Source organism: Pelagibacterium sp. (assembly GCF_048264985.1).
GTDB lineage: Bacteria > Pseudomonadota > Alphaproteobacteria > Rhizobiales > Devosiaceae > Pelagibacterium.
The window spans coordinates 1,087,599-1,102,430 of record NZ_JBLXCL010000001.1 but is presented as its reverse complement, the minus strand read 5'-3'; the positions used below and the strand labels follow the sequence as shown (position 1 = coordinate 1,102,430).

Here is a 14,832-nt window from a genome sequence, read left to right as displayed (position 1 = left end):
AATTTGCGGGGCCTTTTTTTCATTCCACATCCTGGTCGACCGGCTTGCGCAGCACGAAGCCGTCGGGATCTTCCTGCGCCGCCCTCAAGCGTTCGCTGGCTTCAGCAGCCTCGCGCTGCCGGTTCCACATCTGTGCATAAAGGCCCTCGCTGGCCAGCAGATCATGATGCTTGCCACGCTCGGCAATCACACCATCACGGAGCACGATGATTTCGTCAGCATCGACCACTGTCGAAAGGCGGTGTGCGATCACCAATGTAGTGCGATCTCGCGCAACGGTATCCAGAGCAGACTGAATCTCGCGTTCAGTATGTGTATCGAGCGCTGATGTCGCCTCATCAAGTATCAGAATTGGCGGGGCCTTGAGGATCGTACGCGCAATCGCAACGCGCTGTTTCTCTCCGCCCGAAAGTTTGAGGCCCCGCTCACCGACCTGGGTGGCGTAACCATGGGGCAAGCTGTCGATGAAGTCGCCAATCTGTGCCATGCGGGCTGCCTCCCTCACCTCCTCATCAGTGGCATCTGGACGGCCATAGCGAATGTTGTAGGCAATCGTATCGTTAAACAGAACAGTGTCTTGAGGCACCATTCCGATTGCCGCTCGCAGCGACGCTTGCGTTACGTCACTGACATCCTGCCCATCGACACTGACCGTGCCCGAGATCGAATCATAGAAGCGATAGATTAGGCGCGAAATCGTCGATTTGCCGGCACCTGAAGGACCAACGACAGCGATTGTCTGGCCCGCGGGAACCGTAAAGCTCACACCCTTGAGGATTGGGCGATCCGGATCATAATGGAAATGCACACCCTGGAACGAAAGCTCGGGGCCGGTGATCGCCAACGGGCGCGCATCGGGCTTGTCTTCGATTTCGGGATCCTGATCCAGCAGGCTGAACATGGCTTCAATATCAGCGAGCCCCTGCCGTATTTCACGATAGACAAACCCGATTTGGTTGAGGGGCCTGTAGATCTGCATCATGAAGGCGTTGAGCAGCACAAAATCCCCGACAGTCAAATCGCCACGCATCACGCCGAGCGCTGACATTACCGAAAGGGTAATCATGCCGATCCAGAAGATGACACCCTGGCCGAAATTGAGCCAACCCAGCGAGGTCCAGATGCGTATGGCCGCTCGCTCATAGCCGGACATGGCCTTATCGAAGCGCTTGGCTTCAAGCTCTTCGTTGCCAAAATATTTGACCGTCTCAAAATTGAGCAGACTGTCGATAGCCTTTGCGTTGGCGTCGGTATCACTCTCGTTCATGTCGCGGCGGATTGCGATGCGCCAGTTCGAGGCACGGACTGTGAACACCATGTAGCAAATGACCACGGCAGCCAGGACCAACACATAAGCGGCGCCAAACAACCAGCCAAAAATCACACCAACAATCACAAACTCGACAAGGGTTGGTGCTGTATTGAGCATTGTGAAACGCACTATAGTTTCAATGCCCTTGGTGCCGCGTTCTATGACACGACTAAGCCCACCCGTTTTGCGTTGAAGATGGAACCGCAGCGACAACCGATGCACGTGGGTAAAGGTGCGATAGGCAAGCTGACGGACCGCATTTTGCCCAACCGACGCGAACAGGATATCGCGCAATTGCTGGAACCCGGTATCGACAATCTGGCCGATGCCATAGGCCATAACCAGAATGATCGGCACTGAAAGGCCCAAGACAACGGCAGCCTCCGAGCCAGAGGTACCAAGCGCGTCGACAATGCCCTTGTAGGCAAAGGGCACCAGAGTACTGGCAACTTTGGCCAACAATAGAGCGCCGATGGCGAGCACGGCACGCATGCGCAAGTCCGGCCGATCAGCTGGCCACATATAGCTCCACAAATTGCGTACAGTGGAAAGCAAAGCGCCTTCGTCGGCGCTGACGGTTGATCTGGGCGCCTTTGCCATCAATAAACTCCGGTGCGGGATGGGGACGGTAGCAAATGTCCCTGAAGGTAGATTCAGCTCGCCTTGTTGGACATGCGTTCGCAATACAATGGCGAGGCGTCAAGGCCGGAAACATAATCCCCGACCGCCCGGTTGAAGGCTGCAAGCCTGTCGGTTCGCACGCAATAATTGTTGCGCGTGCCTTGAGCTCGGCGCTCGATAACGCCAGCGTCAAGCAGAACCTTTAGATGCTGGGAAACAGTGCTTTGGGCGAGCGAGAGAGAGTCGGTCACATCGTTGCAGCAGCAGTTCTCGGCCCTTTTTGCGAGGATGCGCAGGATTTCCAGCCGAACAGGATGGCCAAGAGCCCGCATTAAAACAGCGATATCGTCTTCATGCATGCGCGCGTCTTCCATCGTGAATTAACGATAGAGGAAAATATCGACCGACACAAGGCAGCGCCAGCCGGCCGAAAGGAGCAATCGATGCCCCCCTACTGCCTTGCGATATCGCCACTGTCGGATTCGCCGATCACTTCGTCAGTTCCGGGCAGGTCGAAAACCTGGCCGGGATAGATGAGATCAGGATTGCGGATCTGATCGGTATTGGCCTCGAAGATCTGAGTATAGCGAATCCCTTCGCCATAGACGCGGCGCGCGATGGTCCACAAATTGTCACCTTGGCGAATTATCGCCATCCCGGCGGCCGTACGGTTACCATCGCTCACGCCAACCAAAGTCGGGACCACCGACTCCTCAGTTGCATCCGGCGTGGCCGCGGTTTGAGGCGACTGTTGCGGTCCTGCGGCTTCCGCCATCTCGGTCGGTTCAGGGACGTCGGCTGGCTGCGTTTGTGCAACCGGGCTCTCGGAAACTGACGGTGCAGCTGGCTGATCCGGCGTGGATGGCGCGACCGCCTCCGGCATGGCCGGTTCGGGTACTGCGACTGTGGCTTCATCTTCGACTCCGGCCAGGTCGACCGTGGAGCTCGTGCTCTCTTCGTCGAGTTGTGACTGCTCGGCCACGACGATATCGTCAGGAAGATCGAGAATGAAATCTACTTCGGCGCGACCGACCACCGATCCGTCTGCAGCCAACATGTCAATGCGAATGCGCTGACTCTCCTGATCGAGTGTATCATTCGATTCAACTAGCCACCGCCCATCACCAACCTGGGTCGAGCCGACAAGTTGGTTGTCGACATAAAGCCTGACCATCAGGCCATCTTCGCCAGCACCAGCGAAGAAGTTGAGATCACCATCAATTTCAATTGCGTCGATCGTGGGCGCAACAATTGGTTCTTGAGTAGCAACCGACGTCGCAGGCCGAGTGGGCACCGCCGCCTCTTCGAAAACTGGCTGCGATTCAGAGCCGGACTGTTCAGGCGCCGCAGTGCTACCGTCAGGTGAGGAGGACATGATCTCTTCTTCCGAAACCGCGGCGGTCTCAGCGCTTTCGGATTCACCGGAAAGCGAGGCATCGTCAGCGGGAGCCGCAACTGGCACATCTGCCCAATTCGCCTCGTCCGCCGAAGCATCAAGCTCGACGTCCGCAGCAGGCACGGCAGGCTGTTCGGCTTGTGGTCGAGATAGATCTTCTTCGGCTTCAAGTTCTGTTGCCGCAGCGACATCGAACGCATCAGCAGAGAACGGCTCGGCACTTTCGGCTATAGCTGGCGCTTCTTCCTCAGCGGCATCGGAATCATCAGCACCATCGGCAGGCTCAGGCGCATCACTATTTGAGGTGACCGGCTCGGGAGAGACCGCTGGAGCGCTGACAGGTGCATCCGAAGGCGCAACCTCTGGCTGCGATGCTGTCGGCGCAGGCGTCGCCTCTTCCAAACTTGCAACGGCTGCGGGTTCCTCAGAGCCATCTACTGAAGCTGGTTCTGGTTCAACCTCCTGGGCGCCCTCCTGGTCATTTTCGGTAATGTCGTCTTGACCACCAGCGTCGTCCTGAAGCGTTTGCACTGGTTGGTCTGTCTCAGGCTCTGCAGTCTCGGCTTCCGCGACAGAGATCGCGCCCTGATCCAGCTCGATCGCTGCCTGTTCCGAGGGGGGCTGATCTGTCGGAAGCATAGCGATCGGGCTATCAAGCCCCTGCAAAAACTCGCTTGCCTCGCCTGGTGCAGAGGCGATTACCAGCGGCTCGCTAGTGCGGTCGTCCTGAACCACCACGATGACCGATGTGCCGGCGAACTGATCGGTCTCGACATCCAGGATGCGCAATTCCACTCCACCGGTCGGCAAAGGCGCATCGGTTACGAAGGCGAAATCGCCTGACCCTTGCGCGGTCTCCGTGCCGATCTGGTCGTCATTGGCGAAGATATGAACCTGTCCCGAAGGTGTGGCGCTGCCAGCGATCACGGCTGACCCGTCCGGCTCAACGCGTACCAGCCCGAACGCGGGCATAACTGCCTGCGAAACGCTGGTTGCCGTTTCCCCGCTCCCCACGGTTTCGGCCGTTTCCAATACTGCGGTGTCCGACGCAGAATCCTGCGACGCCACATTGGCAGGCTCCTGGGCAGAGTCGGCATCGGCAGTCGCTGACGAGCCTCCCCAAAAAGTCTCGCTCATACATGTGGGGAAGTCGCCGCGCTGCACACAAGACACAATGCCCGGCCCTGCAATCACACCGACTGTGACGATTACGGTCGCCGCGGCGGCGCCGACTGCGAGAACGATGGGAGAAAGGGGACCGGCCAGTGGAGCCTCCGTAAGTGTTTCCCGGCCGCCGCATCGGCCATTGCCTGCGATTCGCGTATGCGAAACAGTCTTGTGAACTATAACGGCTAGGCCGTCTTCATCAACTTATAGGTGAACGATTCATACAGGGCCTCGAAGGAGGCATCAATGATATTGGGCGATACGCCAACCGTGAACCAGCGTTCGCCAGAATGATCACGGCTTTCGATCAGCACACGGGTGACCGCGCCCGTGCCGCCGTCCAGGATACGGACCTTGAAATCGACAAGCTCTAGATCGTCGATCCGGTTTGAATACTTCCCAAGATCTTTGCGCATTGCCAGATCAAGCGCGTTGATTGGCCCGTTTCCTTCGGCAACAGACATGAAGATTTCCCCCTCCACGTCTATTTTCACCACAGCCTCGCAGACGGTAACCATTTCGCCTTTGGCGTTGTGGCGTCGCTCGATCGCTGTGCGATAATTGGTAACATCGAAGAATTTCGGCAACGTTCCCAACATCTTGCGAGCCAGCATGAAAAATGATGCCTCCGCACCATCGTAAGAATAGCCACGCGCTTCCCGCTCCTTGACCTGCCGCAGCAACTTATCGAGCCGGGGGTCGTCCTTAGCCATATCAATGCCAAAGCGTTTGAGGGTTGTCAGCAAATTGGATTTCCCGGCCTGTTGGGAGACCATGATTAACCGCTCATTGCCGACAATTTCAGGAGCGACATGCTCATAGGTCGCCGGGTCCTTGGCAATTGCAGACGCGTGAATGCCCGCCTTGGTCGCAAAAGCCGACGCGCCGACATAAGGCGCCTGCCTGTTCGGGCCGCGATTGAGAATTTCATCAAAAGCGCGTGAAACGCGGGTCAACGTTTCGAGCTTTTCAGGGGTCACACCTGTCTCAAAATGGTCCGAGAACACCGATTTCAGCACTAGCGTAGGGATCAACGTCACCAGATTGGCGTTTCCGCACCGCTCACCAAGGCCGTTTAGCGTTCCCTGGATTTGGCGCACACCGGCCCGCACCGCGGCAAGCGTATTGGCGACGGCCTGCCCTGTGTCATCATGGGCATGAATACCAAGCCGATCACCCGGCGCGACAGAGAGAACGTCCGCTACAATCTCTTCGATTTCAGACGGCATGGTTCCGCCATTGGTATCACAGAGCACAATCCAACGCGCCCCGGCCTCCTGAGCGGTTCGCACGCAATCGAGCGCGTAGGCCCGATTGGCCTTGTATCCATCAAAGAAGTGCTCACAGTCTACAAAAGCCTCCTTGCCTGCTGCGATGGCGGCTTTTACGCTTTCCGCAAGGCTCTTGAGGTTTTCCTTTGTCGATATTCCGAGCGCAAGCTTGACCTGATGGTCCCAGGCTTTTGAGACGTAACACACTGCATCAGCGCTGGAACTGATCAGATCGGCAACGCCGGGGTCGTTTTGCACCGAACGCCCCGCCCGCTTGGTCATACCGAAGGCGACGAACTGAGCCGACTGTGTCCGCTTCTGTGCAAAAAACGCAGTGTCGACGACATTTGCCCCCGGATACCCGCCCTCGACATAGTCAACACCCAGCTTGTCGAGCAGGTGCGCGATAGCAATCTTGTCCTCAAGCGAGAATTCTATACCGGTCGTCTGAGCACCGTCGCGCAGGGTGGTGTCGAAGAGATAAAGGCGTTCTTTGGTCATGAGACTGGCTTGTCGCTTTTCGGAGAAATGTCAGGCCGGCGCGTGGCAAACGGCTTCGATATTGTGGCCTTCCGGGTCGAATACGAAAGCGCCATAATAATTTGGGTGGTAAATTTCACGAACTCCGGGCGCTCCGTTGTCACGTCCGCCAGCAGCGATTGCGGCCTGATAAAAGGCGTCGACATCGGCCCTCGATTTCGCAGCAAATGCAATATGAAGCTTGCCAGTGCAACGGCCACCGGTCTGCACCCAGAAGTCGGGTTTTCCATCGCCATAGCCGGCAACCATCCCGCCTGGAATTTCAAACTCTTGCATACGGACGTAACCAAGAGTTTCAAGCACAACGTCGTAGAAATTACGGGACGTTTCGTAATCAGCAACTGTAAGTCCGAAATGGTCGATCATGCTCATTTGGCGCCTCCCTTACGGCCAATGTTCAATATCGCAGCAGTGGTGCTGCATACGCGAAGCAGCATTCCAAGCCTGTTCCTACTGTAGCTTCGGGGCGGCCAGCCAGTCGGGTGTATCGTGATCTGGGTGCTGATTATTTGTCGCTTTGATCGCCGAAGCCCAGTCTTCATGATCGGTTTCGGTTGCGCCGCCATCCTCGATCGAAGTAATGGTGCCAAACCATGACACTGTGCCCTCAGTGCCCGTGTTTGCCCCCGGCGGGAAGGCGCCTGGATCATCGAGGGAGCCGATCATCAGATTGGTACGGCCATTGTGAACATCGCGATAGAATAAGGGCGTCCCGCAATTGGCACAAAAACCGCGCTCCACGTGTTCAGAACTGCGCCAGATGGACGGCCGTCCACGCGTCCAGACCAGTGTATCGTCAGGGGCAGCGACCAACCCGGCAAAAATGCTGCCCGACGCCTTCTGGCACATGCGGCAATGGCACAGGTGCGAATTGTCGAGCATCTGTGTCGATTGATAGCGAACGGCACCGCATTGGCACCCGCCGCTGACGTCAATATCGATACGGTTCACAGCCCCTCCTCTCTTGGCGGCCAGGATTCAGTGTCGTGGTCTGGATGTTGATTGGAATGAATGCCCGACATGAAGTTTCGCCACTCATCGGTCGATTCAAGAACCGGCAGCGTCGAGATATCTGAAAAAAACGCCACACGGTCGGTCAGATTGACCTGGATTTCCGGTGGCACCTTTTCAGGTTCATCGAACGTCCCGATGGCGAGCTCCAGACCAAACTTGGTTTCATAAGCCAGCGGCGTTCCGCACGCCCCGCAAAAAGCGCGACGGGCAGCATCCGATGACTGAAACCATTTGGGCTCGCCACGCGTCCAATGCCCGTCATGTGAGGAGACCAGGGGGCCGAAGAAGCTACCGAACGCTTTTTGACACATGCGGCAATGGCAGATCGAGCCGCGTCCGACCAACTTTGTCGCAAACCGGATCGCACCGCACTGGCAACCACCGGTGAGTGTTTCGCGGGCTTCGATCGCGCTCATCGCTTGTTCTCCCATCTGGTGCGGCGTTCGCCGGTTTCATTATCCTTGTAGTCCATCAACTGAATGCCCTGCTCGAGAAGCTCATCGCGTATTGTATCGGCCTTGGCAAAGTCCTTGGCGTTGAGGGCATTCAGCCGGGCATTGATCAGATCTTGAACTTCTGAAGCGTCACCGTTTTCGCGCCTGATCAAGCTATCGATGGGCAGTCCCAAAAAATGGAGGGTGGCAGCCAGGCAATGGGCCGCTGCGGTCGTCCCACGATTGGCCGAACGCGCCATTGCATCCAGAACTGTCGACGCACGGGCAAATCCGAGGTCATCGGACAATTCGGCAATCGCTGAGGCGTCAGGGGTTGCCTCCCCTCCTGCCTGAGCTGCCCTTTGCCAGCCAACAAGCTTGTTTTCCGCTTCTTCCAGCCGCGCGACCGAGAAGTCTATAGGCTCGCGATAGTGCGTCATCAACATTGCCAGACGAAGCACTTCGCCCGGCCATTTCCGCCGTCCAAATTTCTTTGTCTCAAGGAGATCTTCGATAGTGACGAAATTGCCTTCAGACTTGCTCATCTTGCGGCCTTCAAGCTGCAGATAGCCATTGTGCATCCAGTAGTTGGCCATCACTTCGGTGCCGTGCGCGCAGCGCGACTGGGCGATCTCATTTTCATGGTGGGGGAAGATCAAATCCAGCCCGCCACCGTGGATATCGAATGTCTGGCCGAGAAGCGCCTCGCTCATCGCAGAGCATTCGATATGCCAGCCTGGACGGCCGCGGCCCCACGGACTGTCCCAACCTGGTTCGCTCTCGCTCGAAGCCTTCCACAAAACAAAATCGGCCGCGTTCTCTTTGTGGGTCTCCACGGCAACGCGAGCCCCGGCGATGTTGTCGTCAAGATTACGGCCCGAGAGCCGGCCATAGTCGGCCATGGACGAAACGCGGAACAGCACCTCCCCGCCCGCTTGATAAGCGTGGTCCATTGTTACCAACCGCTCGATGATTGTGATCATGCCGTCGATATGTTCGGTCGCGCGCGGTTCAACGGAAGGCGGCAGGCATCCAAGCGCTGCAACGTCTTTTTCAAACTGGGTCGCCGTCTTCTCGGTCACCTTGCGGATAGCGGCATTCAGTGCAAGATCGGGATAATCGCGCAAGGCCCGTGCGTTTATCTTATCGTCGACATCGGTGATATTGCGCACATAGGTCACATGATCGTCGCCGTAGAGGTGACGCAGCAGTCGGAACAGCACATCAAATACAATGACGGGACGCGCATTACCGATATGAGCAAAATCATAGACCGTCGGCCCGCACACATACATACGCACGTTGTCCGCATCGATTGGGACAAAGTCCTGTTTTGTGCGGGTTAGCGTATTTTGAAGTTTTAGAGTCGGCAGGTGCGACGGCATAGAGCGATGTCCCCAGGCGCAAGAGTTTACGCTGCTGGCAGCGGGTCCACTCCTTTGTGCCGGGAAAATGAAAACCGCGCCGCCAACTTGCGTTAGCGAATAATGGTGCAGCCGGTAATACAGGTCAGGCCATTGGTTTTCATGGCGCGCACCATGGACGGGAACAAAATCCAAATCAAGCAAGAAAATAGGGGCGGCGCCGACACGCCACCCCAGAATGGAGACCTTGGAGTTTAGTCAAATGCGTCTTCCACCCGTGGCCGGATGGCCAGAACTAGAGCCCGTGTTCTGAGCATCCAGACTTGCACGCCAAGATCGCCGCGACCATCCCCATCACGGAAAGTTTTTTGATCCTCGTGCCCGCGTGTGTCCGGGAGCGAACCTAGTTCTTTGGTGCCAGCAGTTTCACTGTCTGCTCGATCGAGCCGAAGACCGACCGGTTCTCGGCATCCACCGCATTGATGCGCACAACATCGCCCAGTGCTAGAAACGGCGTACGCGCCTTGCCAATCTTGCCCTTTTCGGCTGTTCTGGCTTCGGCGATGCAGCCGAATCCAATGCCATCTTGCTTGATCGGCAATATTTCATCATGGGCATTGGCGACTGTTCCCGAACCGATAATCGTGCCTACGCCCAATTCCCTCGTCTGTGCTGCGGTGACAATCAGATCGGCGAAGTCGAACCGCATATCCTTGCCCGCATTGGGCTGGCCATAGAGGCTATTATTGACGTGGGCGCGCACCTTTAGGTGAAGCCGGTTGTTCTTCCAGCCTTCCCCAAGTTCGTCAGGCGTCACAAAAATCGGTCCAAAGCTGGTGGCCGGCTTTGCGTGGAAAAATCCAAATCCATTCTGGAGATCGTTGAGAACCAGGCGGCGCAACGAAACGTCATTGCATATTCCCACGAGACGTATGGCAGCACTGGCTTCGTCTCGACTGGGGCGCATTGAGACGTGCCCGGTCACGACAACCACCTCAGCCTCGAAATCGACGGCAAGACCATCCTCAGGCACGACAATGGGCGCCATGGGCGCGACGAAACTGTCCGAACCGCCTTGATACATTAACGGCCGTTCGTCTTGCAGTTCCTCGTCCCGGCTGCCCTTGAGCGAACGCACCCTATCGAGGTGAACCATGTAGCCTGAGCCATCTATCCATTGATAGGCGCGTGGCAGCGGGGCCAGCGCCTCACGGGGATCGAACGGCATACCCGCAATCTCACCATTATCAAGCTGGTCACTGACAGCGCGCAAGATGGGGGCGCAGCGATCCCACTCGTCGAGCGCGTCCTGCATATTGGGGGCTATGCGTCCCGCCGATGCGAAACGGCCAAGATCTTTTGAGACGATAACGAGATGTCCGTCAGGACGACCATTGCGCAGCGTGGCGAGTTTCATAAGTGGATAAGACCGGAAGTGATTGGCATTGATTGCTAAGATGGCTCATACCATTGCACAGTTAAAGCCTTGCGTTGAGACAAAAGCCTGTTAAGCGGATCCAATCGTCGCGGCGGGCACCACATGGATGGTATGATTTCAGTTCGTTGTTCCTTTGCCCCGTCAGCGCGTTGGCTAGTTGCGCTTTTGGCATCCCTTACGTTTGTTTTTGCCGACATGTCCCCCGCTATGGCGCAGAATCAGAATTGCGGCCAGATCACAGCCATATTGCGGGGCATAGAACGCAACCAGATATTTCAAAGCTTCAACGGCATTGCCAGGGAACTTCAGAACCGCCAGGTCGAAGTGCGTCAGGCCGAAAGCCAATGGGTTGGATCTGGCTGCCAGCAGGTTCTCAACTCCGGACAGACGCTCTCGGCCCAGTGCCAATCCATCGCCCGTGCCATCACGCTTGGCCGCAGCCAGGTCGAGCAGCTAACCTCGATGGCCCAGGAAGGCCAGACCCTCGCGCAGAACTACCAGCAAGTCATGGCCGACTATCAGCGCTATGGATGCAACACCGGTCAGTCGGGCGCTAACTTCGGCAATGAAGGCACGCGTGGCGGTCTGCTCGACGATATTTTTGGCGGCGGCTATGACTATGTCGACGGTGCTTACAACCCCTGGAGCACACAGCAGACACGTCGCACTGTTTGCGTGCGCACATGTGATGGTTTTTATTGGCCGATCAGTTTTTCGACCACTGACGACTATGTCGCCCAGGATGCCATAAGCTGTCATGAAATGTGCCCTGGAACTGAAGTTGCACTGTTTTCATACCGGAACCCGGGCGAAGAGCCCGAAGACATGATATCGTTGTCAGGCACACCATATCGCTCGATGTCGTATGCGTTCCGGTTCCGTGAGGAGATCGACACGAGCTGTTCGTGCCAGACGCGCGAAGCTGTTGGAACGATTGCGATCAACGACCAAGGCGAACAATCCCGAGCCGTCATAGCGTTCGGAGATCTCGAGTTTCCCCTGCCTCAACCTGACCCGCGTGCACCACAACAGGTCGCCACGGTCGTGGCTGACCTGGTCTATGTTCCCCTGCCTCGCCCCCGCCCGCGGGCGGACGGGACCGCGGCGCCGTCCCTGGATCAGCCCTCAGTCGAAGGACCGGACCTGCGCGTCGTGGAATTTGGCGAAAAGTCGGTCAGGATAGTCGGGCCAGAGACACCGTACGGCCCAGAACCGGAAGAAGAGCTTTAAGCTCGGGGCCCTCGCTTTTACCGGTCAGTGCGAGACGCAGGGGCAGGAACAGGCGCTTGCCCTTCCGATCTGACTTTTCCTTGAGCACCGAAGTCCAATGGCCCCACGTCGTCTCGTCCCACGGCTCGGGCGGCAATGTTTCGCGGGCAATCGCGATAAAGTCCTTGTCTTCGTCAGCTACGACGGCCCTAGCGTTCAAGACCACGTCTTCATAAAGCGGAACAAGCTGAGAAAGCCTGGAGATGTTATCACGCAAAGCGAGCCAGGCTGCTTCCGTCAATCCGCCGAGACTTCCCAACCTCTCCCTCACCGTGGCGAAATCCATAGCATGGACGATACGCGCGTTGAGCGTTTCAAGCTCAGCGGGGTCAAATCGTGCGGAGCCGTGCGAAATCATCGAGAATTCGAGCTTTTCGGCGATTGCATCAAGGCTTCCATAGGGCTCGACCGGCAAGGAGGTTCCGGTGATTGCGGCCATGATGGCAACGGCCAATGGTTCAAAGCCGTCCTCACGCAACTGAGCGAGCGAGAGCGAGCCGAGACGCTTTGAGAACCCCTGCCCTTCGGAGTCAGTCAACAAATTGTGGTGACCGAACACTGGCGCGGGCGTTCCGAGCGCTTCGAAAATCTCAATCTGCGTGCCCGTATTGGAGACGTGATCTTCTCCGCGCAGGATATGGGTAACGTCCATATCGATGTCGTCGACAACAGATGTGAAGGTATAAAGATAGCTACCGTCTTCGCGGATCACGACCGGGTCCGACATCGAACTTGTGTTGACGGTTTGACTGCCTTTAATGAGATCGTCAAAGTTTACAGCGCGGCCATCAAGCCTGAAGCGCCAGTGCGGCTTTCGGCCCTCCGCTTCCAACCTCACCCTGTCCTCTTGGGTCAATTCGAGCGCAGCACGATCGTAAATCGGCGGGCGCCCGAGTGCGCGCGCGCGCTTGCGCTTTCTGTCGAGTTCGTCCGCTGTCTCATAGGCCGCATAGAGTCGGCCCTCCGCAATCAACCGGTCGCGCGCAGCGTCATAGAGCGGCAGCCGATCAGACTGCCGCATCTTGGTATCGGGCACGATGCCCAGCCAGTCGAGATCGTCTTCGATGCCCTGCGCAAACTGTGCGGTCGAACGGGCAGTATCGGTATCGTCAAAGCGCAGGATAAACTTCCCGGCATTTTTGCGCGCGAACAACCAGTTGAGGATCAGCGGCCGTGCATTTCCGAGGTGCAGACGGCCAGTTGGCGAAGGCGCATAGCGAACAACAACATTCATCGGGCGATACTCCGGTCACGATAGCCCGAAGTGATCGGGTATTTGCGGCCAATGCCGAAAGCTTTCGGCGTCAACTTTGGTCCTGGCGCCGCCTGGCGACGTTTAAATTCAGCTATGTAGATCAGGTGTTCGATCCTCTTGACGAGTTCGGCATCGAAGCCCTTGGCAACGACCTCAGCGAGAGACAACTCATCTTCTACGAGCGCCTCAATGATGGCATCGAGCACAGGGTATGGCGGCAGTGAATCCTGGTCTGTCTGATCGGGGCGAAGTTCGGCGCTTGGGGCCTTCGATATGATCTCCGGTGGAATGACCACACCAGCCGGGCCACGCACGTCGGTAGGATAATAGCCATTGCGCCATTCAGCCAACCCATAAACCTGCATCTTGAGCATGTCCTTGATCGGGTTGTAAGCGCCGTTCATGTCGCCATAGATGGTCGCGTAGCCAACTGCCATTTCGGACTTGTTGCCTGTTGTAATGAGCAACGCACCCAGCTTGTTGGAAACGGCCATAAGGATGGTGCCACGCATTCGTGACTGCAGGTTTTCCTCTGTAATATCAACTGCGCGTCCTTCAAAGACCGGAGCGAGATTTTCGTTGACCGCGTCAACCGCGGTCCCGATCGAAACTACATCATAGCGTACGCCCAGAGCATCGGCGCATGCCTTGGCGTCTCTTAGGCTCTCTTGCGACGTATAGCGATAGGGGAGCATGAGGCAGTGGACATTGTCGGCGCCCAAGGCGTCCACAGCCAAAGCGGCCACCACTGCGGAGTCTATGCCGCCCGACAATCCGAGCACCACCGATTTGAAGCCGTTCTTGTGAACGTAGTCACGCAGACCAAGCATCGCGGCATGCCAGGGCGCCTCATTTACCGGCACCAGATCAGTCACATGGCCCTTGACGCAGTGCCAACCCGCCTTGCCCTTACGCCAATCGGAAAGCACCATATCTGGTACGAAACTCTTGCCCTGAAAAGCGAGCGAGCCGTCAACATTGAGACCAAAGCTCGCGCCATCGAAGACCAGCTCGTCCTGCCCACCAATCTGATTGGAATAGAGGATGGGCAGACCGGTTTCCTTGACGCGCTGGCGAACAAGCTCCAGACGCAGCCGTTGCTTATTCCGCCAATAGGGCGATCCATTTGGGCACAGCAGGATTTCCGCGCCAGCCTCAGCGAGAGCCTTTGATACCGGCTCGTGCCAAACATCTTCACAGATAGGCACGCCGACCGACAGCCCTTTGATCGTCATGGGAGCAGGCAGCTCTCCGGGCGTGAAATAACGCTTCTCATAGAATACGTCATCATTGGGCAATTCGACCTTGTTACGGCGGTCGATAATGGCCCCGTCTTCAGCAAGCACGACACTGTTATAGAGTTTTCCATCAGCGCCCCAGATGGTCGGCAGCAGGACCGAAACGTTAAGCCCCTTGGTGTCCCGCGCAAGCGCCCGCGCAGCGTCCATCGCCTCGGTGACGAACTGCCGTTTGAACAACAAATCCTCGGGGAAGTACCCAGTCAGATACAACTCGGTGAACATGAGGATGTCCGCGCCGGCGGCTTCGGCTTCGGCAAGCGCCTTGCGCGCCTGGCCGAGATTTTCAGCTATTGCGCCAACCTTGGGGTTCAGTTGAGCGAGGGCAATGCGGAGCGTATCGTTCACGAATTCAATGTCCGGCAGTCATGAGAAGCGCGCCAGACTTATAATGCACCGCCCCTTAGAGCAAGGCGGCACACGACAAAGCCGGCCTGCGAAAACAGACCGGCT

Annotated in this window: 12 protein-coding genes; 1 reads left to right on the top strand and 11 read right to left on the bottom strand. The window is 57.2% G+C overall.

The features are described 5' to 3' along the window. Positions 1 to 19 precede the first annotated feature (19 nt). From ACN0TA_RS05450 to ACN0TA_RS05410, 9 genes are all read right to left on the bottom strand, one after another. Positions 20 to 1,912 carry an ABCB family ABC transporter ATP-binding protein/permease gene (locus ACN0TA_RS05450; RefSeq protein ID WP_417580591.1) on the bottom strand — a complete coding sequence of 631 codons (1,893 nt, stop codon included), beginning with the start codon at positions 1,910 to 1,912 and terminating at the stop codon, positions 20 to 22. Between the two features lie 53 nt (positions 1,913 to 1,965). Next, a complete protein-coding gene (locus tag ACN0TA_RS05445; protein WP_417580589.1) occupies positions 1,966 to 2,292 on the bottom strand; it encodes an ArsR/SmtB family transcription factor in 327 nt (108 codons plus the stop codon). Between the two features lie 92 nt (positions 2,293 to 2,384). Beyond that, complete coding sequence (locus ACN0TA_RS05440; RefSeq protein WP_417580587.1) at positions 2,385 to 4,466, bottom strand: LysM peptidoglycan-binding domain-containing protein; 2,082 nt, start codon at positions 4,464 to 4,466, stop codon at positions 2,385 to 2,387. A gap of 215 nt (positions 4,467 to 4,681) precedes the next feature. Continuing rightward, positions 4,682 to 6,268 carry a citramalate synthase gene (gene cimA, locus ACN0TA_RS05435; RefSeq protein WP_417580582.1) on the bottom strand — a complete coding sequence of 529 codons (1,587 nt, stop codon included), beginning with the start codon at positions 6,266 to 6,268 and terminating at the stop codon, positions 4,682 to 4,684. A 30-nt stretch (positions 6,269 to 6,298) separates the two neighbouring features. Continuing rightward, entirely contained in the window at positions 6,299 to 6,673 is a 375-nt protein-coding gene (locus ACN0TA_RS05430) for a VOC family protein (RefSeq protein WP_417582064.1), read from the bottom strand. A gap of 84 nt (positions 6,674 to 6,757) precedes the next feature. Next, entirely contained in the window at positions 6,758 to 7,258 is a 501-nt protein-coding gene (locus ACN0TA_RS05425) for a GFA family protein (protein ID WP_417580580.1), read from the bottom strand. Beyond that, on the bottom strand, positions 7,255 to 7,737 hold the full coding sequence (locus ACN0TA_RS05420) for a GFA family protein (protein ID WP_417580578.1): 483 nt from the start codon (positions 7,735 to 7,737) through the stop codon (positions 7,255 to 7,257). The genes ACN0TA_RS05425 and ACN0TA_RS05420 overlap by 4 nt, the downstream gene beginning before the upstream one ends. After that, the gene (gene cysS, locus ACN0TA_RS05415) at positions 7,734 to 9,140 is read right to left on the bottom strand and encodes a cysteine--tRNA ligase (RefSeq protein WP_417580576.1); all 1,407 of its coding nucleotides are present in this window, start codon (positions 9,138 to 9,140) and stop codon (positions 7,734 to 7,736) included. The genes ACN0TA_RS05420 and cysS overlap by 4 nt, the downstream gene beginning before the upstream one ends. A gap of 382 nt (positions 9,141 to 9,522) precedes the next feature. Continuing rightward, entirely contained in the window at positions 9,523 to 10,536 is a 1,014-nt protein-coding gene (locus ACN0TA_RS05410) for a fumarylacetoacetate hydrolase family protein (RefSeq protein WP_417580574.1), read from the bottom strand. A gap of 228 nt (positions 10,537 to 10,764) precedes the next feature. Here ACN0TA_RS05410 and ACN0TA_RS05405 point away from each other — a divergent pair, with 228 nt between their 5' ends. After that, on the top strand, positions 10,765 to 11,787 hold the full coding sequence (locus tag ACN0TA_RS05405; RefSeq protein WP_417580572.1) for a DUF2865 domain-containing protein: 1,023 nt from the start codon (positions 10,765 to 10,767) through the stop codon (positions 11,785 to 11,787). Here ACN0TA_RS05405 and gltX read toward each other — a convergent pair. Both gltX and ACN0TA_RS05395 read right to left on the bottom strand, forming a co-directional pair. Beyond that, positions 11,732 to 13,060 carry a glutamate--tRNA ligase gene (gene gltX, locus ACN0TA_RS05400; RefSeq protein WP_417580570.1) on the bottom strand — a complete coding sequence of 443 codons (1,329 nt, stop codon included), beginning with the start codon at positions 13,058 to 13,060 and terminating at the stop codon, positions 11,732 to 11,734. The genes ACN0TA_RS05405 and gltX overlap by 56 nt on opposite strands. Further along, complete coding sequence (locus ACN0TA_RS05395) at positions 13,057 to 14,727, bottom strand: NAD+ synthase (RefSeq protein WP_417580568.1); 1,671 nt, start codon at positions 14,725 to 14,727, stop codon at positions 13,057 to 13,059. Before ACN0TA_RS05395 ends, gltX begins: the two co-directional genes overlap by 4 nt. Positions 14,728 to 14,832 lie beyond the last annotated feature (105 nt).

What these genes read in the sequence shown, in the direction of transcription:
- ACN0TA_RS05445 (WP_417580589.1), bottom strand. Translation starts at nt 2,292, where the DNA reads ATGCATGAAGACGATATCGCTGTTTTAATGCGGGCTCTTGGCCATCCT.
- ACN0TA_RS05440 (WP_417580587.1), bottom strand. Translation starts at nt 4,466, where the DNA reads ATGAGCGAGACTTTTTGGGGAGGCTCGTCAGCGACTGCCGATGCCGAC.
- ACN0TA_RS05450 (WP_417580591.1), bottom strand. Translation starts at nt 1,912, where the DNA reads ATGGCAAAGGCGCCCAGATCAACCGTCAGCGCCGACGAAGGCGCTTTG.
- cimA (WP_417580582.1), bottom strand. Translation starts at nt 6,268, where the DNA reads ATGACCAAAGAACGCCTTTATCTCTTCGACACCACCCTGCGCGACGGT.
- gltX (WP_417580570.1), bottom strand. Translation starts at nt 13,060, where the DNA reads ATGAATGTTGTTGTTCGCTATGCGCCTTCGCCAACTGGCCGTCTGCAC.
- cysS (WP_417580576.1), bottom strand. Translation starts at nt 9,140, where the DNA reads ATGCCGTCGCACCTGCCGACTCTAAAACTTCAAAATACGCTAACCCGC.
- ACN0TA_RS05420 (WP_417580578.1), bottom strand. Translation starts at nt 7,737, where the DNA reads ATGAGCGCGATCGAAGCCCGCGAAACACTCACCGGTGGTTGCCAGTGC.
- ACN0TA_RS05430 (WP_417582064.1), bottom strand. Translation starts at nt 6,673, where the DNA reads ATGATCGACCATTTCGGACTTACAGTTGCTGATTACGAAACGTCCCGT.
- ACN0TA_RS05410 (WP_417580574.1), bottom strand. Translation starts at nt 10,536, where the DNA reads ATGAAACTCGCCACGCTGCGCAATGGTCGTCCTGACGGACATCTCGTT.
- ACN0TA_RS05405 (WP_417580572.1), top strand. Translation starts at nt 10,765, where the DNA reads ATGGCGCAGAATCAGAATTGCGGCCAGATCACAGCCATATTGCGGGGC.